This window comes from Aliirhizobium wenxiniae (assembly GCF_019511445.1).
In the GTDB taxonomy this organism is placed as follows: Bacteria; Pseudomonadota; Alphaproteobacteria; order Rhizobiales; family Rhizobiaceae; genus Neorhizobium; species Neorhizobium wenxiniae_A.
In genome coordinates this window covers 18,073-39,189 of the sequence record NZ_JAEUAN010000035.1, presented here as the reverse complement: position 1 = coordinate 39,189, position 21,117 = coordinate 18,073, and the positions used below count along the sequence as shown (strand labels likewise).

At 58.7% G+C, this 21,117-nt stretch carries 20 protein-coding genes and 5 pseudogenes; 12 read left to right on the top strand and 13 right to left on the bottom strand.

Features of this window, described 5'->3' with window-relative positions:
• Positions 1-315 precede the first annotated feature (315 nt).
• Positions 316-1,533 (top strand): GGDEF domain-containing protein, encoded by a 1,218-nt coding sequence (locus tag JNB91_RS28720; RefSeq protein WP_220328854.1) that lies wholly within the window; start codon positions 316-318, stop codon positions 1,531-1,533.
• Between the two features lie 561 nt (positions 1,534-2,094).
• Here JNB91_RS28720 and JNB91_RS28715 read toward each other — a convergent pair.
• The 6 genes and pseudogenes from JNB91_RS28715 to JNB91_RS28690 all read right to left on the bottom strand — a co-directional run.
• Positions 2,095-2,552, bottom strand: a pseudogene (locus tag JNB91_RS28715) (IS21 family transposase); the annotation flags it as partial.
• 138 nt (positions 2,553-2,690) lie between these two features.
• Positions 2,691-3,137 (bottom strand): carboxymuconolactone decarboxylase family protein, encoded by a 447-nt coding sequence (locus JNB91_RS28710; RefSeq protein ID WP_220328853.1) that lies wholly within the window; start codon positions 3,135-3,137, stop codon positions 2,691-2,693.
• A 94-nt stretch (positions 3,138-3,231) separates the two neighbouring features.
• Positions 3,232-3,668: pseudogene (locus JNB91_RS28705) on the bottom strand (cupin domain-containing protein).
• A 12-nt stretch (positions 3,669-3,680) separates the two neighbouring features.
• Entirely contained in the window at positions 3,681-4,433 is a 753-nt protein-coding gene (locus JNB91_RS28700; protein ID WP_220328852.1) for an SDR family oxidoreductase, read from the bottom strand.
• Between the two features lie 11 nt (positions 4,434-4,444).
• Positions 4,445-4,957, bottom strand: coding sequence for an RrF2 family transcriptional regulator (locus JNB91_RS28695; protein ID WP_112435186.1), 513 nt, complete (start codon positions 4,955-4,957; stop codon positions 4,445-4,447).
• Positions 4,958-5,471: 514 nt separating this feature from the next.
• Positions 5,472-6,308: an alpha/beta fold hydrolase gene (locus JNB91_RS28690; protein ID WP_220328851.1), complete on the bottom strand. Its 837-nt coding sequence runs from the start codon at positions 6,306-6,308 to the stop codon at positions 5,472-5,474.
• Between the two features lie 229 nt (positions 6,309-6,537).
• On the opposite strand from JNB91_RS28690, the gene JNB91_RS28685 reads away from it, so the two are divergent.
• Positions 6,538-7,536 carry a GlxA family transcriptional regulator gene (locus JNB91_RS28685; protein WP_220328862.1) on the top strand — a complete coding sequence of 333 codons (999 nt, stop codon included), beginning with the start codon at positions 6,538-6,540 and terminating at the stop codon, positions 7,534-7,536.
• A gap of 390 nt (positions 7,537-7,926) precedes the next feature.
• Here the strand turns inward: JNB91_RS28685 and tehA are convergent, their stop codons facing one another.
• Positions 7,927-8,901, bottom strand: coding sequence for a dicarboxylate transporter/tellurite-resistance protein TehA (gene tehA, locus JNB91_RS28680; protein WP_220328850.1), 975 nt, complete (start codon positions 8,899-8,901; stop codon positions 7,927-7,929).
• Positions 8,902-9,158: 257 nt separating this feature from the next.
• Here tehA and JNB91_RS28675 point away from each other — a divergent pair.
• Positions 9,159-9,263: pseudogene (locus JNB91_RS28675) on the top strand (Lrp/AsnC family transcriptional regulator); the annotation flags it as partial.
• Positions 9,264-9,299: 36 nt separating this feature from the next.
• Here the strand turns inward: JNB91_RS28675 and JNB91_RS28670 are convergent.
• The 3 genes and pseudogenes from JNB91_RS28670 to JNB91_RS28660 form a co-directional block, all read right to left on the bottom strand.
• Positions 9,300-10,529 carry an MFS transporter gene (locus JNB91_RS28670; RefSeq protein ID WP_220328849.1) on the bottom strand — a complete coding sequence of 410 codons (1,230 nt, stop codon included), beginning with the start codon at positions 10,527-10,529 and terminating at the stop codon, positions 9,300-9,302.
• A gap of 60 nt (positions 10,530-10,589) precedes the next feature.
• Positions 10,590-11,348 carry an SDR family oxidoreductase gene (locus JNB91_RS28665; RefSeq protein ID WP_220328848.1) on the bottom strand — a complete coding sequence of 253 codons (759 nt, stop codon included), beginning with the start codon at positions 11,346-11,348 and terminating at the stop codon, positions 10,590-10,592.
• 104 nt (positions 11,349-11,452) lie between these two features.
• Positions 11,453-11,856: pseudogene (locus JNB91_RS28660) on the bottom strand (winged helix-turn-helix transcriptional regulator).
• Between the two features lie 116 nt (positions 11,857-11,972).
• Here JNB91_RS28660 and JNB91_RS28655 point away from each other — a divergent pair.
• From JNB91_RS28655 to JNB91_RS28640, 4 genes and pseudogenes are all read left to right on the top strand, one after another.
• The gene (locus JNB91_RS28655) at positions 11,973-12,992 is read left to right on the top strand and encodes a zinc-binding alcohol dehydrogenase family protein (RefSeq protein WP_220328847.1); all 1,020 of its coding nucleotides are present in this window, start codon (positions 11,973-11,975) and stop codon (positions 12,990-12,992) included.
• 79 nt (positions 12,993-13,071) lie between these two features.
• Positions 13,072-13,389, top strand: a complete 318-nt coding sequence (locus JNB91_RS28650; RefSeq protein ID WP_223218448.1) for a putative quinol monooxygenase — start codon at positions 13,072-13,074, stop codon at positions 13,387-13,389.
• 38 nt (positions 13,390-13,427) lie between these two features.
• A complete protein-coding gene (locus JNB91_RS28645) occupies positions 13,428-14,141 on the top strand; it encodes an SDR family oxidoreductase (RefSeq protein ID WP_220328846.1) in 714 nt (237 codons plus the stop codon).
• A 49-nt stretch (positions 14,142-14,190) separates the two neighbouring features.
• Positions 14,191-14,615 (top strand): annotated as a pseudogene (locus JNB91_RS28640) (cupin domain-containing protein).
• Between the two features lie 342 nt (positions 14,616-14,957).
• Here the strand turns inward: JNB91_RS28640 and JNB91_RS28635 are convergent.
• The gene (locus JNB91_RS28635) at positions 14,958-15,764 is read right to left on the bottom strand and encodes an SDR family NAD(P)-dependent oxidoreductase (RefSeq protein ID WP_220328845.1); all 807 of its coding nucleotides are present in this window, start codon (positions 15,762-15,764) and stop codon (positions 14,958-14,960) included.
• A gap of 121 nt (positions 15,765-15,885) precedes the next feature.
• Between JNB91_RS28635 and JNB91_RS28630 the strand changes: the two genes are divergently transcribed.
• The 4 genes from JNB91_RS28630 to JNB91_RS28620 all read left to right on the top strand — a co-directional run bounded on the left by JNB91_RS28630 (position 15,886) and on the right by JNB91_RS28620 (position 18,362).
• Positions 15,886-16,848, top strand: coding sequence for a GlxA family transcriptional regulator (locus JNB91_RS28630; protein WP_220328844.1), 963 nt, complete (start codon positions 15,886-15,888; stop codon positions 16,846-16,848).
• A 317-nt stretch (positions 16,849-17,165) separates the two neighbouring features.
• Entirely contained in the window at positions 17,166-17,627 is a 462-nt protein-coding gene (locus tag JNB91_RS28625; RefSeq protein ID WP_346269420.1) for an alpha/beta fold hydrolase, read from the top strand.
• Positions 17,627-17,770: an alpha/beta fold hydrolase gene (locus JNB91_RS31025; RefSeq protein WP_223218446.1), complete on the top strand. Its 144-nt coding sequence runs from the start codon at positions 17,627-17,629 to the stop codon at positions 17,768-17,770. Before JNB91_RS28625 ends, JNB91_RS31025 begins: the two co-directional genes overlap by 1 nt.
• A gap of 55 nt (positions 17,771-17,825) precedes the next feature.
• On the top strand, positions 17,826-18,362 hold the full coding sequence (locus JNB91_RS28620) for a carboxymuconolactone decarboxylase family protein (RefSeq protein ID WP_220328843.1): 537 nt from the start codon (positions 17,826-17,828) through the stop codon (positions 18,360-18,362).
• A gap of 178 nt (positions 18,363-18,540) precedes the next feature.
• Here JNB91_RS28620 and JNB91_RS28615 read toward each other — a convergent pair whose 3' ends face one another.
• A complete protein-coding gene (locus JNB91_RS28615; protein WP_220328842.1) occupies positions 18,541-19,212 on the bottom strand; it encodes an RraA family protein in 672 nt (223 codons plus the stop codon).
• A gap of 31 nt (positions 19,213-19,243) precedes the next feature.
• A complete protein-coding gene (locus JNB91_RS28610) occupies positions 19,244-20,245 on the bottom strand; it encodes a hydroxyacid dehydrogenase (RefSeq protein WP_223218445.1) in 1,002 nt (333 codons plus the stop codon).
• A 148-nt stretch (positions 20,246-20,393) separates the two neighbouring features.
• Here JNB91_RS28610 and JNB91_RS28605 point away from each other — a divergent pair, with 148 nt between their 5' ends.
• Entirely contained in the window at positions 20,394-21,095 is a 702-nt protein-coding gene (locus JNB91_RS28605; protein WP_220328841.1) for an IclR family transcriptional regulator, read from the top strand.
• Positions 21,096-21,117 lie beyond the last annotated feature (22 nt).

Here is a 21,117-nt window from a genome sequence, read left to right as displayed (position 1 = left end):
TACAACCCCTTTGGGAGGCCCTATGGCGGCCGCGCGAGTGTCGGATAAGCAAGTATGCGCGTGGTGAACGCTAATGACATGAAGTATCTGGTTGATTGATCTGTCGCAGTAGAAATTCTGCTCCTAACAATTCGAACAGTGCTACCACGAGCCGCCCCATGGTGTAGAGAATGATGCAGGTGAACCACAAGTACCGTGCATCAGTGGCGACCCATATGCAATCGAGCGGAAATCGTCGGATTTGAGCGAATTCGTTAACGCGGTATTTCATGCCCGCGGGTAGCTGTCGGCGCTCCTCCAAAAAAAGGGGCCGGTATGCCAGATTTTTTCACACTCTATCTCGTCGTGCTGCTTCTTAATCTCTCCCACTGTATCATCTGGGGGCTTATCGTTTTCCGCTACCCTGATCTGCGCGCCGCGCGTTACTGGCTCGTGGGGAGTGCGCTTAACGCCGCAGGTGGAGTACTTCTCTCAGTACAAGGCGAAGTAGCGCATATCGCATTGACGGTCGGAGCAAACACTCTCGTCGTATTGGGCTTCTACCTCAATATGTGTGGCGTCCGGCGCTTCCACGGCGCGGCCATAAGATGGAAATTGGTCGTTTCTCTGATCTGTATCAGCAGCCTGGTCATGCTGGGAACGTTCAACATGTGGTACGGACGCAACCCGATGTACACCGCCGCTCAAGCGCTGCCGCTTTTCTTAACAGCCACCTTTTTAGTGCGGAATTACCGACGAGAACTTGGTGCGATTGTGTCGAGCTCGGCGCTGATAGCGGGGGGTCTCACCCACGGAACTATAGCCGTCGGCAACACCCTGATCGTCACTGGGCTGGCGCCTGAGATGAATATGCGCAGTGCTGCATCGATTGATCTGCTTGTTTTCCTCTTTGCGGGTGTCGTTTGGAATTTCGGGTTCCTGCTTTCAAGCGTCGACGAACTGCGGGCTGAGGTGGAACGGCTGGTCAACGAAGACGACCTCACAGGGCTTGCCAGCCGGCGTCTATTCCTGAACCGCCTCTCGACGGAGTGCGCGGCGATGGGGCAAAACTCTGTATTCAGCCTCATGGTGTTCGATCTTGATCGGTTCAAATCGATTAACGACAAGCATGGTCATGCAGCAGGGGATGCGGCGCTGAAGCACGCTGCCCAGGTTATCCGTCTCCAATTGCAGCAGAGAGACGTTTTTGCGCGGCTAGGGGGCGATGAGTTCGCCCTGCTGCTACCTCGCACAGATGTGGATCGCGCGTCGGCGGTAGCCAAAAATATCGTCTCAGCGTTGATGGAAGCCCCTTTAATTTGGCGCGGTATTCAAATTCCCGTGGCTGCCAGCATAGGAATCGCTCCGGCCCAAGGGCCCGCTGTGAATGCCGAAACGTTGATGGAAGCAGCCGACAACGCACTGTACGAAACTAAACGGCGGGGACGGAATGGCTATACTGTTGCCAATGGTGCGCACCGCGCGCGGCTACCCCCAGCACAACATTTCGCCATCGAGATTCCACACAAAGAAGTGGCATTGGCAGCAGGCTGACGACCAACCGCTACGACCCGGGTGTGCACAATGACCGAACAGATCTGGATGAGGAAACTGGGTTAAGTGTTGTAGGCGACACGATCTGGTCGCAAACCAGACCGGCTCGCGGCTTCTGGAGGTGCCGCATACTGGGAGCTGACATCAATCCATGACCCGCGCCTTTGCCCGTGAGCCGGAATATGAGATCAGGGAAAGAAGTTCAGGCGACCCAGGTGCCTCGCCATAGAAAACTCATGACCCGATGTGAGTTCGCCCCCCACATATTGGCTCATTGCGATACCGAAAGCTGAGGCCGCCGATAGCATCAGGTCAAAAGGTCGAAGTTCATATCGGGTCGAAACCTTAATGACTGGCCACGAACTGCGTCCTGGGTAGTGACGTTCACTCGACGGCGGCACCGCGATCAGGTGCCAAGGTCGTCCCATTGAGAGTTGGCCGCCCTCAGCCAATCATCGGCGTCTTCCAGTTCCGATAGAGGATGAAGGCCGCGACCACGAAGATCAGTCCGGCAAACAGGCGGTTGAGGATGTTCTTGTAGGCGCTGAGGCGCGTGGCAGTCAACTTCGAGCGCTCACCGCCGATCACAGCATAGTCCTCACTCCAATCGAACTGGAATGCTTCGCCTGGGCGGAAAGACAGTGGGACGAATATGCCGCGGCCCGTCGGCTGCTGCTCACGCTGTCGTTCCGCTCGCCAATCACCGGCGAAGGCGACAACCCGACCATAGGAGCCGGTAAAGCCGAGAGCCACCAGATCGGCATGAAGCCGCTTTAGAGTTCGACGCGGTTGCGTGACCTCCCGGCCTCGGTCTTCAGTCAGGCCGCCAGCTTATCGGAAAATGGATCAAGCTTGCTAGGTCGTTCCGGTATCGTGAACGGTGGCTCGATCGTACCGGCGTTCAGATACTTCGCGATCGTGTTGCGCGACAGCCCGTTGCGCCGGCTGATCTCCCGGATCGACTGCTTCTCACGCAGCGCCATCCGACGGATGATGTTTAAAATTCCCATTTGGATCACTCCGTTGCCCCCGTCGCTCACCGCGTTGGGGAAAGGTTCACATGGCTCAATTCTCAATCGAAATTATGCCCCTAACCGGCTCAGTTCTGCGTGGAAACCAACAGGCAGGGAGGGCCCTATGCGTTGCGCTGCTAGCGATCAGGCCTTGGCTGCGACTGGAAGCCTAAATGGCGCTCCGAGGCGATTGAACGCGTTCATCGCAGCGATCGTAATCGTCAGATCGACGAGATCCTTCGGTTCGAAAGCGGCGGCGGCGGCGGCATAGGCCGTGTCGGAGGCATGGGTCTGGCTGACATTCGTGACTTCTTCAGCCCAGGCCAGTGCTGCTCGTTCCTGCTCGCTGAACAGGTGATGCACCTCGTCCCAGACCGGTAGCAGTGTGATCTTGTCTAGGGACATCGTCTTGCGCAAATCGCGACTATGCATGTCGATGCAATGGGCGCAGCCGTTGATCTGCGACACGCGCAGGAATACGAGATGAATCAGCTCTTCAGGCAGGTTCGTTTTCTTGGTGACGTAGTGATGGACGCCGAAGAGCGCCTTTGCGCCGTCGGGGGCGACTTCGGACCAGTTCATGCGGGACATACTGTTTTCCTTTCTCGTGGACACGGTTCTCCGTTCGCCGGAGAAACCGTCGTTGCTTGTGCAGCAGGGGAGGGTGTAGGTCTGGTAGCTAGCGCTACGGCTTGCGCGGTGTCGTCAGGGCGGTGTCATCGGTATCTACGACGAAGACGGCGAGCAGTTTCGCCGGCTCGGTCTTGCTGGCGTTGGCGCTGACGTCGTGGCGTCGCCCGGCAGCTCGGTGAAGTTCTGACCGGCGATGAAGGTCTTCGTCCCGCCACCGGTCACGGCGCTTAGGATCGCTCCTTCGAGAACCGTCGCATAGATCAAGGCGGATTTTGCATGCGTATGAGCGGAACTGTAGCCGCCGGGGCCGTACTCGACGAGGACGCCCTTCACGCTCTTGCCGGGAACGTCCGGGAGGGGATGCTCGTAAACCAGCGTCACCTTCGCGTCCTTCGTGTCGTAAGCAAGTCCAGGATTGGCGACGTCATGAGCGGAAGCTGTGGCCAGAGAGACTGCAAGTGCTGTAGCGGCATAGAGGATGGTCTTCATGATTCCTTCCTCCTATGTTCTGAGCCACTCGGCGATCGTGATCGCGCCCTTGACGTAGTCTCCGCCGGGGACCAGTGAGCCGGTGACAACGGGAGCGCCGAAGTAGTCGACGGCCGCGTCGGCGTTGACCGGACGAGCGTCGCTCTTGGCATCGAGATAGGTCCGGATGAAGGATTCGAGCGGTCCCTGTTCAGGCCCGGCAAGATCAACGGATCCGTTCTTCGGCTCGCTGAGCGCGCCTTCCACCAAAGCAGCGGCGACGTCGTCGGCCGCGATCGACTGGAAGTCGATATCCGGCACTTTCACCGCGCCGTCGGCCGAGTAGGCGTCCACCAGCGTCTCCATGAACTCGTGGAACTGTGTCGCACGCACGATGGTGTAGGCCTGGCCCGATGCTGCAACGGCCTCTTCTTGGGCGAGTTTGCCGGCCATGTATGGGTTAGCGGCGAGGCGTTCCGCGTTGACGATCGAGAGGACGACGTGATGACGCACGCCCGCGGCCCGTTCGGCGCTCGTCAAGTTCCGGCTCGACGTGCCGAAGAAGTCGTTGATGACGGCCTTGTCGAAGGACAGCATGTTCGACACGTCGATGACGGCGTCAGCGCCCACGAGGGCTTCGGCTAGTCCTTCGCCCGTGTAGGCGTTGATGCCGTTGCGGGAGCTTGCGACGACGGCTTCGTGACCGGCGTCCTGCAGCAGTTTCACTGCCTTCGAGCCGATCAGTCCCGTGCCGCCGATAACGACGACCTTCTTCATCTTGGTCATGGTGCTTTCTCCTATGACGAGGCGCGATTGCCCGTCCTGCGTTCGTGGAGTTCGAGGAAGGCGCATCCGCGGGCGGCGATACCGCCGTCGTCGTCTGCACCAAGGTTCGCCAGAAGGTCTGCGACGGACACCTTGGCGAGTTCTGCGCGATAGGCCTTCTCGGCCTTCAGCATCGCGGCGTTAATCTGGCAGGGCTTTGTAAAGTAGCGCTGCGGCAGAGGGTTCGGCCCCCGCTGGCGGATCTCGGCGCACCGGAAGGCGGGCGCCGGACCTTCAACCGCGAGGACGATGTCCAGGAGACTGATGTCCTTCGGCGTCTTGGCCAGACGGTAGCCACCTTTCGGTCCAGGCGTCGTCACGACGATCCCGGCGCCGGAAAGCGCCTGCAGGTGCTTAAGGAGGTAGCTCGTCGAAACGCCGTGGAGTTCGGCCAGTGCTGCTGCAGACAGTACGCCGTCGTCCGAAAGGCCCGCCAGGAAAGCCGTGCAGTGAATGGCTTGCTCCACGCCTTCGCTTAGTTTCATGTTGCATCTCCTAATCGTGGATATAAATTATCTATGATTAGGCCGGTGTCAATCCCCGATCACGTCGTGTGCTCACAATTCATAAAATGAGATCACAAAACGGGTTTTGGGTGCGGGTGCCTCGCCTTAGTCAGAATGCTCGTATTTCCCATCTGCTGACGGGATATTCATACTGCGCCAAGAAGGATGAGGCAGGCGCGATGCCTCTGTTGCAAATATTTCAGACGGCAGCGAAGAAGCTTTCTCGGGTGCGATCATACGGGTTTGGCGTAGAAGTTCTGTTCGAGCATTGCCGCCACCTCGGGTAGCGTTTGGACCAGCCCCTAAGGCCCGTTGAACGATTTAAGCCCCTCCACGAATGCGCCGATTATGCCGTAGCAATCGGTACGGAGAACACTGCGAGGCCGAGCGCGGCCTGCGGGGCGAAGCTCGGTAAAAAGGGGCGCAGACGCCCCTTTTTATTTTCGATCGGCCACAAACGGCCGTGGCATGGTTCATCCACGCCGGATTCGGATCAGCCCTTGATAAAAGTCAGCAGATCCTCGTTCAGCACGTCGGCGTTGACGGTAAGCATGCCATGCGAGAAGCCGGGGTAGGTCTTGATCTGGCCGTTCGGCAGAAGCTTGATCGACTTCCTGGCAGCATCGGCAATCGGCACGATCTGGTCGTCTTCGCCATGGAGGACGAGTGTCGGGACGGTGATCGCCTTCAGGTCCTCAGTCTGGTCCGTTTCGGAGAAGGCCTTGATGCCGTCATAATGAGCCTTCGCGCCGCCCATCATGCCCTGACGCCACCAGTTCTGGATCACGCCTTCCTGAACCTTGGCGCCGTCACGGTTGAAACCGTAGAATGGGCCGGCCGGAACATCACGGAAGAACTGCGCGCGGTTGGCGGCAAGCGCTGAACGGAAACCGTCGAAGACTTCGATCGGCAAGCCTTCCGGATTAGCGTCCGTCTTCAGCATCAGCGGCGGGACGGCCGAGACGAGAACCGCCTTAGCGACGCGGCCGGCCTTCTGGCCGAACCTTGCGACATAGCGGGCAACTTCACCGCCGCCGGTGGAATGGCCGATATGGATGGCATTCTTCAGGTCGAGTGCCTGGACGACGGCGAATGCGTCGGCTGCGTAATGATCCATGTCGTGACCGTCGGCGACCTGGGCGGAGCGGCCGTGGCCACGCCGGTCGTGAGCAACGACGCGATATCCCTTGGAGAGGAAGAACAGCATCTGCGCATCCCAGTCGTCCGACGACAGCGGCCAGCCGTGATGGAAGACGATCGGCTGTGCGTCCTTGCGCCCCCAGTCTTTGTAAAAAATTTCAGTGCCGTCGTTGGTTGTTACGAAGCCCATGTCGATATCTCCTTGTGATGAACTGTTTGTGGAAGAGTTGTGTGAGAAGGCGAGCGCCGGAACACTCACGCTGGCAAGTGTGATGCTTCCGATCAGTACGCTGCGTCTCGACACGAAAAATCGATCTGTATCGGATTTCATTGCATTTCCCCTGTCGCGCTGTGTTTGCGAATTCCGTATTTGACAAAGAGAAAGTATCCCCATCTTCTGCCCAAGACACGTGGCGGAAATGACTTTATCCGAGGCAAAAGCGGCAAAACGCAAAGAAGCTGATTTCATTGAGGTGGGGTTGCTGGTCTACCCGGATTGTCAGTTGGCTGCGGTCTATGGATTGACCGATCTGTTTCGCGTCGCCAGCGATTGGTCGATGGATCTGCAGGCGCCGACAAGTCTTCGCAGCATCCGCGTCAGTTACTGGAAGATGGAGGACGGGCACGTGACCTGCACATGGGATTCACACCCTGGAATCCCGCACTCGCTGAGCTACGTGATCGCGCCACCGAGCATCATCATGCCGGAGAAAATGCAGAGCATGAGCCCAGCTTCGCAATGGCTCGCGTCCCAGCATGCGCGTGGTGTGACCGTGTGTTCAATCTGTGCCGGAGCGTTTGTCCTTGCCGAGACCGGGCTCATGGACGGCCGGCGCGCCACAACCCACTGGGCTTTTGCCGAAAGGCTTGCTGAACAGTTTCCCAAGATCGACGTCTCGCCCGACAACATGATCATAGACGATGGCGACGTAATCACCGCTGGCGGCATCTTGGCCTGGGCGGATCTCGGCCTGCTGCTTGTCGAAAAGCTGCTCGGACAGGCCGTGATGCTGGAGACGGCACGCTTTCTCGTCGTAGATCCACCGCGTCGCAGTCAGAGCCAGTACAAGGCTTTTCTTCCGCGCTTCGATCACGGCGATATGGAGGTCCTGCAGGTCCAGCATCAGTTTCATGCAACACCGGAGCTACAGAAATCGATTGGCGAGTTGGCGGAGAGCGTACATCTTTCAGAGAGGACGCTCCAGCGACGATTCTACCGTGCGACGCGGCTTAAGCTAACCGAATATCTGCAGAACGTGCGCATCATGAAGGCGCGGCAATTGCTTGAGACGACAAACGCTTCGGTCGAGAGCATCGCATATACAGTCGGTTATACAGATCCAGCCGCATTTCGGAAGATATTTGGCCGGCTGACGGGCGTCAAGCCAAACGTCTACCGCGGCGATGCGCGATTCTAAACATCGGCAAATTGATGCCTTCAGGTGATCGACGGGCCGCCAGTTTCTTAATGGCAGCTCGCGCCGTGCGCGGGCACCGGCGCGAATGGACCAGGACGGAGCGCGGCGCGTAGAAGCCGAAATCGTTGAGCGACGAATAAGAAACGGGAGTTAAGTGTCTTCTGAGGCCGCCGGTCTTAAGACAAGCGCGATCGAATGTAAGGGTCGAGGGTTCAGCTCTCATCAAGGCGAAGACGCTGATCGGCCATGGCGTCCGCAGCACCGGCGGCTTGCGCCCGACAACGGGTAACCCGATGTTTAACGCGCTTTCCCTTATGCTCCCAAACCAGCTCATGCCTTTCGCACTCGCAGTTGAGCCAGGGCCAAGAGAGCCAGTGCGGTACAAGCCACTCAAGCTCGTGTGGCCGGCGGACCTGCAGTCAGCAGCTGTCCCTTGATTGCCAAACGAATTGTTGCCATCGCAATGATCAGCACGACTAGATTGGCAGAGATAAAGAGCACAGGTGCGATAACGACGGTAGCGCCGTGATCGCCTTTGACAGCCAGCAGCATGCTGGCGGCGGCCAGCGCCGTCGACCCAAAGGTGAAGGCCCAGAACGATGGTGAGAAACCTTCTTCCATAATCCACGGTAGCATCCGCACGAGTAAGATCGCCTGCAGCATCGCATAGCCGAGCAACGCGTGCGCGAAGATGTCTGGAAGACCGCCGCCGACGGAAAGGTAGGCAACAGCGCCAACGGCTGGAGGTGCTAGTTGGATCCCGAGTGTGGCACGAACACTGGCTGGCATCATCGGTCCAGAATAAAGGCGATGGAGTAGGACCGATTCGATTGCGAGCCACGAGAACAGGGCGGCGCCGAAGGCTAGCTGACCCCAATCTGGTGCACCAAACAGGGCTGCCGTGGTTCCGGTCACGAAACCTCCCGCGACCGCCGGCAAGTAGAGCACTGGCGTTGTTGCTCCGATATCCCTTTCGCCTCTCAACAAGAGCCCGGTGCGCCAAATAGCGAACGCTAAGGTATAGGTCGCACCTAAAGCAAATAGGCCGGTGGCGAATGCTTTTGAATAAGGTAGGATCCCTTGCGCGACGAGCATGGTGGCAACCCCGCCAAGACCTATGAAACAGCATTGGACCGGATGCGCCGCCTCAGCTTTGGCCATGGCCGGTCGAAGAACCCATTTTGCCAAATAGAGGATGGAGACCCATAGCCAGGTGGCGGCTGCTGCGAATGTTAAGAGCTCGCCGATCAACTCCGGCAGACCCCACAGGTTGTGCGCAAGCCGCCATGTATTGGCAAGGCCCGCTAATCCGAGAACCATGCCAAAGAAAGATGCAGGGATTAGCGGCAATTTGCTAGGCTCCATCACGATTTTACCCTCTTCTACGCTTTGGGGACATCAGCTTGGTTACAAGCATCTGCCCAGCATATCGACTTAAGCTCTAGCCTCCCGACCGTTCACGTGAGGCTGCGAGCGCTAAGGATCCGTGTATGTTTGCAGGTAAGTTCAGTTGCTGAGCGATCTAGATCATTTCGGTGCGACGCTTGCCCTAGCCACCAAAACCACACGCTCACCACGTAGACTAGTCCAGTGGCAAAAGCAGGTGTGACGTCGTCTTCGTGTTGGACTGCCTGACGCGGATACTGAGTGTCGCCAACATTCGCTCGAGTTTCGCCCTCAACCAGGTCAGATACACAACGGCGCTGCCGACAGGACACCTGCGGTAGCGCCGTTGTCTGACAATAGTGGCCGTGGCCTGCGGATTAACTTCCATTCCGCTTCCAGATCTTGTCGAGAGCCAAGGCTACCAGTTCCATCACTGCGGCAGCCGCACCGACCATCCAGACATCACCCACCGCGATGATCCCCGCGCCGATTGCGCTGCCGATGGAAAAGCCGAGATACATGGTGGACGTGTTGAGGGAGAGCGCGACCGAGGCTTGGCCCTGGCCGCCCGCAACGATCAGACGGGCCATCTGGGCGGGAAAGAAGGACCAGACGCTGAAGCCCCATCCGGCGACGGCGAGAAGTGCCAGAGAGACGGCAGCCCCCGGCAATGCTGTGGCTACCGCCAAAGCTGCGAAAGAGAGGGCGAGCACGACAAGCGAGATGCTCACGACCTTGAGCGATCCGAAGCGATCGTTCAATGCGCCGCCGGTGAACACGCCGAGTGCCGCGAATATGCCCCAGAGCGTGACGGTTGCCGCAATGCCCCTGTCGGCGAAGCCCAGCGTCTGGGAGAGATAGGGGGCGATATAGGGATAGGCCGTGTAGGCGCCCATCGACCAGAACAGTGTCACCGAGAGGAGTTTCAGAACGGGAGCCTGGCGGATGACGCCGATACGGTCAGCAATGCTTATGATGGCCATATGCGCACCGGCATTGCGTCCAACGCCTGTCAGGATGCCGATGATCGCAATGGCTCCCATGGCGGCAACCATAAGAAATGTCGAGCGCCAGCCGAATGCATGGCCAATGATCGAACCGAGTGGCAGGCCGAGCGCAATCGCAATGGTCATGCCGCCGCTGACGATGGCAAGCGCACGCCCCCGTTTCGCCGTCGGTACGATCATGCCGGCAAGCGCATTGGCGTTCGGCGCATAGAGACCGGCGGCGACGGCCATCAAGATACGGGCAAACATCAGCGTGCCGAACCCGGGCGCGAAAGCCGCAATCAGATTGCCGACTGTGAATATCGTCATGGCAAGCAGCAAAGTATCCCGCCGGCGCAGTCCGCCGGTGATGACCGTTGCAATGGGCGAGCTGAGCGCCAGCACGAGTGTGAAGACGACAACCAGCGTCGCTGTCGCGGAAAGGCTCATTCCCAGATCAGCAGCGATGGTCGGCAACAATGGGGCTATCATAAAACCCTCGGTGCCGATTGCGAAAGTGCCGAGTGCCAGGAACCATGCCGGCAGCATGGATGACTCGGGCTGCCCCAAACGCTCGCCCTTCAAGGGAATGGCGGATTTCAGATCATGTTTCTGCAGCATGGTAACCTCCTGCCGAATGCCCGGCTGCCCGTTCGGCAACCGGGTCGCGGCCTGTCTCTGTCAAACGGGGATCGGGTTGGCAGCGAGAGACTCGTTGAAGGCGTTGAAGAGTGCGTGCTCCCCGCTGCCCGGATTGTCGCGGATGGCCTTGATTTCCTCGACATAGATTTCTTCGGATTCCGTGCCGAGGCCCTTCATGGTCTTCTCGATGAAAATGTCGAGCGGCATGGCGCGAGGATCCCCGCTCTTCTTGACGAGGTCGGTATCGACCCACGGCGGCGCGATTTCCTGGACGCGGACATTGGTGCCGCGCAGCTGGAAGCGTTGCGATAGCGCATAAGAATGCAACGCTGCCTTTGTGGCGGAATAGACTGCGGTGGAAGCGAGCGGCAGATAGGCCAGAACCGACGTGTTATGGATGATCGTGGCCTTCGACTGAGCCTTGAGATGGTCGATAAGAGCCGAAGTCAGGCGGATCGGACCAAGCAGGTTCGTGTCGATAATCCGACGCGACTGAGCGTCATCGATCTTTGCGCCAGCATCATCAAAAGGCATGATGCCCGCATTGTTGACGAGGACATTGAGTGTCGGGTAGTCGCGGATCAGTAGGGTAGCGACGCGATCGATATCGGCCGGATCGGCAATGTCGAGCTCGATGCCTTCCATGCCCGGATTGGCGGCGGTTACCTGATCGAGCAACGCCTTGCGGCGGCCGGCGATGATGACCTTGTTGCCAAGGCGATGGAAGGATTCCGCCAATGCGCGGCCGATGCCGGATGTGCCGCCAGTGATGAAGATCGTGTTGTTTTCGAGTTGCATGGGTCTCTCCTTTGAACCGCGCGGCTGAAGGCCGCGCTTCGATGGAGAGATCTTGCATCAAGAAATCCATGTCTGAAATGACATCTAAACGTCAATTTAGGACATTACGCTGATTGACTGCTCGGCGCATCCATGGCAATCGTATCGCGCGGATCCATCCCGCGTGGTTTGCCATAGAGACTGATATTGGCGTCACCCCAATATTTAAGGGCGAGCAGGATCGGTTCCATGCTGCGGCCGAGCTCTGAGAGCTTGTACTCTACCTTTGGCGGCACCTGAGCATAAACCTTGCGTTCGATCAGGCCGTCGTCCTCAAGCTCGCGCAACTGGTTGGTCAACATGCGGGGGTCACGTTGACGATGTGTTTGCGCAGTTCGTTGAACCGCAGTGTCCCTGAAAGTAGGTGAAAGAGCACGACCGATTTCCATTTTCCGTCAATGAGGCCAACGGCAGCCTCAACCGAGCAGCCGGGAGAACAATCGAAGCGCGAATGGCGAGCTTTGGCCACAACAGTATCCTTTTTGATACTACGTGTGTAATTTGTGCGTATTGCGCCCTGACGATAATAGCTCGATTTAGCTCCATATCAATCGACAACGCAGTCGATCATCAAAGGAGCACATCATGAAGGCCATCGGTTATGAGGCACCGGGAGCTATCGAGCGCCAAGACGCATTGCAGGACATCCAGCTTCCCCGGCCGGTTCCGGCAAACCGGGACATTCTCGTTGAGGTGAAGGCCATTTCGGTCAATCCCGTCGATACGAAAGTTCGCAAGGGCGCCAGTCCGGAAGCCGGACAATGGAAGGTGCTTGGCTGGGATGCGGTCGGCACTGTCGTGGAGACCGGACCTGCAGCGAAGGACTTCAAGATTGGCGACGAGGTATTCTATGCCGGCTCTCTAATCCGCCCCGGAGCCAACAGCCAGTTTCATCTCGTCGATGAACGTATTGTAGGGTTCAAGCCGAAATCAGTCTCCGCTGCGCAGGCCGCGGCCCTGCCGCTAACGGCCATCACCGCCTGGGAAATGCTGTTCGACCGGCTGGATATCCGCAAAAGCGTGCCGGGTGCGGCAAACGCCATCGTGATCATTGGTGGTGCTGGCGGGGTGGGCTCGATCGCCATTCAGCTCGTGCGAGCGCTGACCGATGTCACCGTCATTGCGACAGCCTCGCGGCCTGAAACGCAGGACTGGGTGAAGACGCTTGGCGCCGATCATGTGATCGATCATTCCAAGCCGATCGCCGGGCAGGTGGCAGCTCTGGGCATTGGCGCCCCCGCCTTTGTATTCTCGACAACCGAACCCCATCGCCATCTCAAAGAAATCATCGAGCTCATCGCGCCGCAGGGCCGGTTCGGGCTGATCGATGATCCGGAAAGCCTCGACGTGCTTGGCTTCAAGCGCAAGGCTGTTTCCACTCATTGGGAGCTGATGTTCACACGCTCGATCTTCGAGACCGCCGATATGGCCGAACAGGGCAAGCTGCTGAACGAGGTGTCTCGTCTGATCGATGCTGGCAGTATCCGCACGACCGTGACCGAAGTCTTGTCGCCCATCAATGCCGCAAATCTGCGCAAGGCGCATGCCGCCATCGAAAATGGGCGAACAAAGGGCAAGGTGGTGCTCGAAGGGTTTTCCGACTGAGGCAGCCCGATCTTGAGGCGGTGATCGTTCACAGTCGTTCACCGCCTGAGCTACTTGCAGTGACTTTCAACGAAAAAGGATGACCGTCATGAGTGCTCAGCCCTCTGACCAAATTGAACTTATTGCGCTTTTGCGCGCGAAGCCGGACAAAAGCGTAGCCTTGTTCAGTGCACTGGCTGCCATCGTGCCTGACGTCCGCAAGGAAGATGGATGCCTACGATACGATCTTCACGTCGATCGCGACAATCCGGAAATGGCGGTCATGATCGAGAGCTGGCGGGATGAGGCCGCTCTCGCTGCCCACGCCGCCGGCGCGCCGTTTCAATCGCTGGCCTTGCGTCTGGATGAGCTGCTTGCCGAACCTCTGCGTTTGCAACGCCTCCAGCATCTAGCCTGACAGCGCGAATTCACACGTGAAGGGAAAGGAAAAGGTTTATGACTTTGCTCAAAGATCAACGCGTCCTGGTGATCGGCGGCAGCTCCGGTATCGGACTTGCGGTCGCCGAAGCCGCAGTCGCCGCAGGCGCGCATGTCACAATTGCCTCTCGCTCACAAGATAAACTGCTCGCCGCCATTGAGAAGCTGGGACCTAGAACCGATAGCGCGGTATTGGATACCACGGATGAGCCGTCGCTTCAGAGCTTCTTCGTGTCACGGAGGGCTTTCGACCACGTCGTGGTCTCAGCGGCACAGACGCCGATTGGTCCACTGCGCAAGCTAGCTCTTACCGATGCCCAGGCGGCAATGGAGAGCAAGTTCTGGGGCGCCTATCGGGTTGCGCGTGCGGCCCGCATCGCGGAGCGGGGCTCGCTGACATTGATCTCCGGCTATCTGAGCGAACGGCCATCCGCGTCCTCGGTTCTGCAAGGAGCGATCAATGCAGCGCTTGAAGGCCTGGCGCGTGGCTTTGCGCTCGAATTTTCGCCGGTGCGTGTCAACACCGTGTCACCCGGGCTGATCGATACGCCGCTATGGTCGAAGATGGCCGACGATGCCAAGGCGGCGATGTTCTCTCGCGTGTCGGAAAACCTGCCGGCAAAGACCATCGGCAAGCCTGAGCACATCGCCAACGCGGTGCTGTTCCTCATGACCACGCCATTCGCCACCGGGTCGAACGTGCGGGTTGATGGCGGCGGTGCGATCGCCTGAGCGTGGTCGGATACTTTGTAGAGGCGAAGCAAAGATAGGGAAGATCACCATGTCTGATCAAAGCACTGCAACATCCGCCCGTTTCGACATCCTGGCGATCATGAATGAGTTTCCGCAAACGGCGGACACGTTGCTGGTGGATACGTATTTGCGCGATACGCCTGCAGCAAGCTCGCGGGTGTTTCGCGTCTACAAGGGACGCCGCCGCATTACCATCGCGGTAGCGATGAGTATCTTTACGTCCTGTCCGGGCGGGGCACCTTCTGGATGGAAGACCCTGCAACGGAGGCCGAGTTCCAGCCCGGACAACTCCTCTTCTTCGAAAAGGGCACGGTTCATGCGCTGCCAACCATCCTTGAGGAGCCGGTCGTGTTCCTTTCCGTCGATACGCCCCGCCGCGATCCGAAAGACATTGTCTTCGTGAACAGTGCGGACGGATCGCCCGAAACCTTTATCGCCTCAACGCGCGGTTGAGCGACGCTCCCGTTCGCAGTCTAATTTAAGGGAATGTGACCCGTGGTCCGAACCTGGTTTATCACCGGCGTCAGCAGCGGCTTTGGTCGAGAGATGGCCGAGCCGCCAGCCGCTCGGGGATCCGATCAAAATAGTTCAGGCCATGATTGGGTCGGTTGATCAATCGCCGGCGCCCCGTCGGCTGGTGCTCGCAGTGATGCCTATGACGCGATCACAAGGGCGCTCAGCGAAAGGCTGGCCGAGGTGGAGCTGCAGAAGGACAGCGCCGCCGCCACGGACATCGTTTAACCGAGAGAAGGGGAGCGGAATGCCGGTGAGGACCATTCCCCTCCATGATACTTATCAAGCCGTCTGGCTGTGCGCGGAGTATCTGCCTGCCGGTCGGGCACTGGACAAATGTGGAAGCATGGCTGCCCGGGCAGCTTCCCATTTGTCCCATTCAGCTGCATCCATGAGGGAAGGAATGGTGGCGAATTCGCCGCGATCAAGTCCGACCAGCGCAGCGTCGACGAGATCCGCAGGCGACATCACCCATTCGCTCGGCAGGTTGCTTGCCGGCAGTCCGGCAATGTCCCAGAACTCGGTTCCCGTTGCGCCGGGAAGCACGACCTGAACAGTGACCCCTGTCTCGTGCAGTTCCTTGCGAAGCGAATGACTGAAGGCCAGCAGGAAGGACTTGGTGCCGCCATAGATGCCGTCCAAGATTTCTGGTCCGATCGCCACAATGGAAGAGATGTTGATAATGGTACCCTTGCCGCGCTGCCTGAAGAGCGGGACGATGGCATAGGTCAGACGCATCGGCGCCGTGACATTGATGGCCACCATGGCCTGCATATCGGAAATGTCGGCAGTCGCGAAAGGCGCGGCACTGCCAAAACCTGCATTGTTGACCAGATGCGTGATGGTTTCGTCCTGTGCAATAACCGCTTCCACCGCAGCCAGGCCGTCTTCCGTGCCGAGATCCGCGGCAAGTGTCCTGACCGATACGCTATAACGCTCCGTCAATGCGGCGGCGACATCCTTCAAGCGGGCGAGATTGCGCGCCACCAGAATGAGATGATGGCCGCGCCGGGCAAAGCGGTCGGCATAGACGGCGCCGATGCCCGATGATGCGCCTGTTATCAGAATGGTCCCGTGTATATTGCTCATTGTTCGCTCCGTTGGCTGTGGATTGGAACGTCCAACCCTGTGTTTCGACGGAGGGACATTAGCCGTAGACAATGATGTCTGAAATGACATACAAACGGCAAAATAGGACAAGGATACAAGCATGCGGCACATTGGCTTCATCATGGAGAATGGGTTTCAGGTGATGGGCATGGCTGCGTTGAGCGCCTTTGAATTCGCCAACGAGACCCTCGGCAGTGAGGCGTACCGGCTGACCGTCATGTCAGAAAGCGGCGGTTCAATTCGATCCTCGCTTGGCATCGGTATTGAGACACAGCCGCTCGCGGACTTCCCGGATACGCTGATGGTCGTCGGCGAACTGCTTCCGAAGCCTGTCTCTCCAGCATTGAGGAATTACATTGCCCGTGCGGGGCGAGAAAGCCGACGGGTAGCTGGCGTCTGCACCGGTGCATTTCTGCTGGCCGAGGCCGGCCTTCTGGATGGAAAAAGCGCCACCACCCACTGGGCTCACGCGCGCAGCCTGCAGGAACGGTTCCCCAACATCCATGTCGATGACGACCGCATCTTCATCCAGGACGGTTCGATCTGGACGTCGGCAGGCATGAGTTCCGCCATCGATCTGACGCTGGCACTGATCGAAGATGATCATGGGGCCGAGCTCTCGCGATCCATTGCGCGCAAACTGGTGGTGTATCATCGACGGCCAGGAGGGCAGTCGCAGTTTTCGGCGCTCCTGGAGCTGGAGCCGCGCTCGGACCGGGTGCGTCGTGCGCTTGTCTACGCCAAGGAACATCTTCGAAATCCGCTAACGGTGGAGGAACTGGCGGAAGCCGCAAGCCTCAGCCCGCGCCAGTTTAGTCGCCTGTTTCGCGAGGAGACGGGGCAGTCGCCTGCTAAGGCCGTCGAGCGCCTGCGGCTCGAGGCGGCAAAAGTGATGCTCGAAGACGGCCGTCACCCCCTCGACATCGTCGCCCGCGATACCGGCTTTGCGGACCGCGATCGGATGCGTCGAGCATTCTTACGCTTTTTCGGCCAGCCGCCGCAGGGCCTGCGCCGCAGCCTGAAGCTGATAGAGGGCGTCGAAGACCCTGATCTGGTGTATTGACGCCCGCGTCCTGAATTGACGTTTCTATGTCATTCAAGACGCGGCCGACCAGATCTATCTTCTTTCATCAGAAGACCTCACAGCGGGTGATGAAAGGAAAACCTCGTGTTCTCTTCCAGATACAATGATGGAATCGAGACCAGCCATGGCCGGCTCGCCATCCGCCTCGACGGACCGCAAGGAGGCATCCCGCTCCTTCTCCTGCAGCGCTTTCGTGGCACCATGGATGATTGGGATCTGGCTTTCATTGCAGCGATTGCCAGGGATCGCCGCGTCATTCGTTTGACAGTGCCGGCGTTGGAGGATCGCAGGGCGCCGTGCCGGACACCATCGGCGGGATGGCAGTCATCGCTGCGGATGTCGTAGCATCGCTTGGTTTGTCTCAGGTTGATGTCCTTGGCTGGTCGTTGGGTGGAGCGGTTGGCCTGGAGTTTGCACTCAGCTTCCCGCATCTGGTCCGTCGGCTGATCGTCGCGGGCTCAAGTCCCGGACCCGTTGCAGACGGTCCGCAGCAACATCCACCCGTGCCGCACGTCATGACGAAGAGCGAGAATGACGAGGACGACTTTCTTTTCCTGTTCTACCCGTCAAGCGAATGCGCCACCGCCGCAGGCCGCTCCTCTCTCGCCCGTATCCGGTTACCGCCTGATTGTGGACCGGCAACGTCACCGCTAGCACTGATGATGCAGGTGAAGGCGATCTCTTCCTGGCCCGGTGTATTGCACCGGGCGAGCGAACTCAGGCTGCCGAACTGGTCGCCAATGGCGCGCATGACGTGATGATCCCGGCCTTTCACTCTTACGTGCTGTCGCAGCAAGCACCCGATGCCAAGCTCATCCTCTATCCGGATTCGGGTCATGCATTCCTGTTCCGAGAAATTGAAAGCTTCTCGCGCGACGTCGAGCAGTTCCTGGAAGGCTGAATTAGAAAACTCGCCACAAACCGACCAATCCACGGTCCCACCAAGGAGAATGATCATGTCTGCCATTACCACTCTTTCGGATGAAGACGTCACACCGCATGTTGCCGAAGTCTTTGCCGGCGCGAAGGCCTCCATGGGCAAGGTGCCAAATCTATTCCGCGTTCTCGCGCATGCTCCGGCCGCGCTGGATGTGTACACCGGCAGCAAGCGCCTTCTGCATGATGGGGTGCTGAGCCCGCAGGCTCAGGAGCAGATCGCCATCGCTATTGCGGCTGCCAATGGCTGCGACTACTGCCTTGCCGCCCACACCGGTGCGGCACGTGCAGTTGGTGTTTCGGCAGAGGACCGCGCCTCAGCACAGAGTGGCTACACCTCGGACGTCAAAATCCAAGCCGTCCTCGACCTCGCACTTGCCATCAACGCGACACATGGACAGGCATCGGCGCCAGCTCTTGAAACGGCGCGCGCCTATGGATTGTCGGATGCTGAGATCCTGGAAACTGTAGCGCATGTCGCAATCAATATCCTGACCAACAGCGTCAACAACATCGTCGGAACGACGCTTGATTTCCCGAAGGTCGAACGCGTCTAGATCTTAGCGCGACACGATTTATAAGGCGAATGGCGGCCGCTGTTATACGGCCTCCAAGTGTCGTCTTTCGCTCTCTAACAGGGTCGGCAGTCCTGCTCGATCAAGACCCTAATCTTGGCTGTCAGCAAGTCACATAGGTAAGGGATTGGGCGACCACAGGAGCGGCCGCCCTCGTAGATCACAGCCCCTCGCAACCGAGCTTAATAAGGGACGCATCGACCCAGCTCCGGTCGTTGGCTCCAGCCTTGATGTTGGCCATTTGCTGAGTTTCCGCTTCATGCTTTTTGGTGGCGGCCGCATGAACCAAATCGACGTCATCTATCGCGACGCTCAGAAGTCCATCTGCATCCCCGCAAACGAGGTCGCCTGGATTGATGACCATGCCCGCTATCGAGATCGGAACATTCACCTCACCCGGGCCGTCCTTGTACGGTCCGCGATGGGTAACTCCCGCCGCGAATACCGGGAAGCTGCCGGCGGAAAGTTCGGCGCTATCTCGGATTGCGCCGTAAATAACGATCCCGCCCAGGCCGCGCTGTTCCGCATGAGCCACCATCAGTTCGCCAATAATCGCATTGGACAGGTCACCTCCCGCGTCCACGACAACAACGTCACCAGGCTCCGCGATATCGAGGGCCTTATGGACCATCAGGTTGTCGCCGGGGCGAGCCTTAACCGTCACGGCCGGTCCAACCATGACGCCGCCCGTGTAATAGGGGCGCAGTGCAGCTCCCCCGGCAGTCATTCGGCTCATCACATCGCTGACATTGGCAACCGGAAGTGCCCTAAACGCATCTACCCATTTTGCATCGACCTTACGCTCGCGTTTGCAAATGCGAAAACCAATCATTGCATTCCTCCTTTTTAAAATATTGCGCCACTCACGCGGCGGCGATGAGATCGCGATTGGCGAGAGCCCGGTCGTCAAAGATTCGGCCTTCCAGCACGTCGATGATGTGCTGGGCGCTTTGGACCGCCATGTTGCGCAAGGCCGAGCGGCTGGCTCCGCCGACATGCGGTGTTGCAAGCACGTTGGGCAGCGACCAGAGTGGATTGTCTGCCGCAGGGGGCTCGACCTCGAAACTGTCCAAAGCAGCGCCGGCGATCGATCCAGATCGCAATGCCTGAATAAGTGCAGCCTCATCGACAATGGCGCCGCGAGCCGTGTTGACCAGAAAAGCCGTGGGTTTCATCAAAGCCAGCTTTTCGGCACTGATCAGGTGATGGGTCTGCGGCATGAGCGGGCAATGTAGGCTGACGATATCGGCAACCTTCAAAACGTCATCAAGGTCACGACTGACCGTTAATTCGTCGGTGCCACTCGCAATCGGATCATATGCGGCAACCTGCATACCAAGGCCTTTTGCTAGCGATGCGGCGCGCTGGCCGATTTCGCCATAGCCGATGACGCCAAAGACGGCACCAGCCAAATCACGGCCCACATATTTCGTCTTTGGCCAGCTACCCCCCTTCACGGCCGTGTTTAGGGGAACGACGTCCTTCATCAGGCTGACCGTCAGCCCGATAGCCAGTTCTGCCACGGACTGAGCGTTGGCCGCGAGCGCCCGCAGGACCGGAATGCGACGATCCGAGGCCGCTGCTAGATCGATATTGTCGACGCCGCTTCCATGCTTGGCAATCACACGAAGGCGCGGCGAAGAAGCGATAACCGATTTGTCGATCCTGCCCTGACGGACGAGGATTGCGTCGATCTCCTTTTCTCTAGCAATTGCGGCAAGATCTTCCGACGTGGAGTAGGCCGGCGCATAGATTGTTTCGACACCGTGCGAGGCAAGCAGGATCCGGGCCTCCTCGACAAGTTCGGCACCAGTGACCATGACCTTCGCCGTGTGGGCGCTTCTCGCCTGGGTTGTCGTATTCATATGCTCCTCCATGCAATCCGATCGACAGAACGTCTGAACGGGTGGCTTGCCCGTTGACGAATGTCATTTATCGCGTATTGTACTAATTGAAAAGGAGTTGTACTTAGTACAACGTACGAAGTGATGAACACCTTTTTGGGAGGAGCCCATGCCTGGAAATTCAGCCGGCGTTGCAGCTGTTGAGCGCGCCGCATCATTGCTGGAAGCATTTACCGACCGCGATTACACGCTGTCGTTGGGCGAGCTCGCGCGCCGCGTTGAGCTCGACAAATCCACGGTTCTGCGCATCGCCCGTTCACTGGCAAAGCATCAGTTGCTCGTCCGCAACGATGATGCGAGCTGGCGCCTTGGCCCCACGCTCATGAAGCTTGGAAATATCTACCAATCGACCTTCCGTGCCTCCGACATCATTGAGCCTCTGCTTGCCGATTTGGTGACGCAGACGGGCGAAAGCGCTGCGATCTATGTTCGGGAAGGCGACGAGCGCGTCTGCCTGTTCCGACATGACTCGCATCAGTCAATTCGCCATTCTGCACGCGTCGGTAGTACTTATCCGCTCGACCGGGGTGCGCCCGGGCGAGTAATCCTGGCTTTTATTGATCGCCCGGGTTCGATTTACGACGAAATCCGCAAGGCAGGTTTTTACGCGACGGCCGGTGAACGCGATCCGCAGGTCGCCAGCGTCGCGGTGCCGATATTTCGCGATGGCGCCACTCTTTTTGGTTCACTCGCTTTGACCGGTCCGCCTGCGCGTTTCTCGGAAGAGGCAATCAGGAAAAATCTCGAAATTCTTCAAGTGGCTGCGCGGAAACTATCCGTAGCCATGGGGGGAGAACCCGGCACAACTTAGCGCGGGAGCCGGGCCCGCCACT

Bases quoted from the DNA above. Each gene is read 5' to 3' on its own strand.
- JNB91_RS28720 (WP_220328854.1), top strand. From the start codon at position 316: ATGCCAGATTTTTTCACACTCTATCTCGTCGTGCTGCTTCTTAATCTC.
- JNB91_RS28710 (WP_220328853.1), bottom strand. From the start codon at position 3,137: ATGTCCCGCATGAACTGGTCCGAAGTCGCCCCCGACGGCGCAAAGGCG.
- JNB91_RS28700 (WP_220328852.1), bottom strand. From the start codon at position 4,433: ATGACCAAGATGAAGAAGGTCGTCGTTATCGGCGGCACGGGACTGATC.
- JNB91_RS28695 (WP_112435186.1), bottom strand. From the start codon at position 4,957: ATGAAACTAAGCGAAGGCGTGGAGCAAGCCATTCACTGCACGGCTTTC.
- JNB91_RS28690 (WP_220328851.1), bottom strand. From the start codon at position 6,308: ATGGGCTTCGTAACAACCAACGACGGCACTGAAATTTTTTACAAAGAC.
- JNB91_RS28685 (WP_220328862.1), top strand. From the start codon at position 6,538: ATGACTTTATCCGAGGCAAAAGCGGCAAAACGCAAAGAAGCTGATTTC.
- tehA (WP_220328850.1), bottom strand. From the start codon at position 8,901: ATGGAGCCTAGCAAATTGCCGCTAATCCCTGCATCTTTCTTTGGCATG.
- JNB91_RS28670 (WP_220328849.1), bottom strand. From the start codon at position 10,529: ATGCTGCAGAAACATGATCTGAAATCCGCCATTCCCTTGAAGGGCGAG.
- JNB91_RS28665 (WP_220328848.1), bottom strand. From the start codon at position 11,348: ATGCAACTCGAAAACAACACGATCTTCATCACTGGCGGCACATCCGGC.
- JNB91_RS28655 (WP_220328847.1), top strand. From the start codon at position 11,973: ATGAAGGCCATCGGTTATGAGGCACCGGGAGCTATCGAGCGCCAAGAC.
- JNB91_RS28650 (WP_223218448.1), top strand. From the start codon at position 13,072: ATGACCGTCATGAGTGCTCAGCCCTCTGACCAAATTGAACTTATTGCG.
- JNB91_RS28645 (WP_220328846.1), top strand. From the start codon at position 13,428: ATGACTTTGCTCAAAGATCAACGCGTCCTGGTGATCGGCGGCAGCTCC.
- JNB91_RS28635 (WP_220328845.1), bottom strand. From the start codon at position 15,764: ATGAGCAATATACACGGGACCATTCTGATAACAGGCGCATCATCGGGC.
- JNB91_RS28630 (WP_220328844.1), top strand. From the start codon at position 15,886: ATGCGGCACATTGGCTTCATCATGGAGAATGGGTTTCAGGTGATGGGC.
- JNB91_RS31025 (WP_223218446.1), top strand. From the start codon at position 17,627: ATGATCCCGGCCTTTCACTCTTACGTGCTGTCGCAGCAAGCACCCGAT.
- JNB91_RS28620 (WP_220328843.1), top strand. From the start codon at position 17,826: ATGTCTGCCATTACCACTCTTTCGGATGAAGACGTCACACCGCATGTT.
- JNB91_RS28615 (WP_220328842.1), bottom strand. From the start codon at position 19,212: ATGATTGGTTTTCGCATTTGCAAACGCGAGCGTAAGGTCGATGCAAAA.
- JNB91_RS28610 (WP_223218445.1), bottom strand. From the start codon at position 20,245: ATGAATACGACAACCCAGGCGAGAAGCGCCCACACGGCGAAGGTCATG.
- JNB91_RS28605 (WP_220328841.1), top strand. From the start codon at position 20,394: ATGCCTGGAAATTCAGCCGGCGTTGCAGCTGTTGAGCGCGCCGCATCA.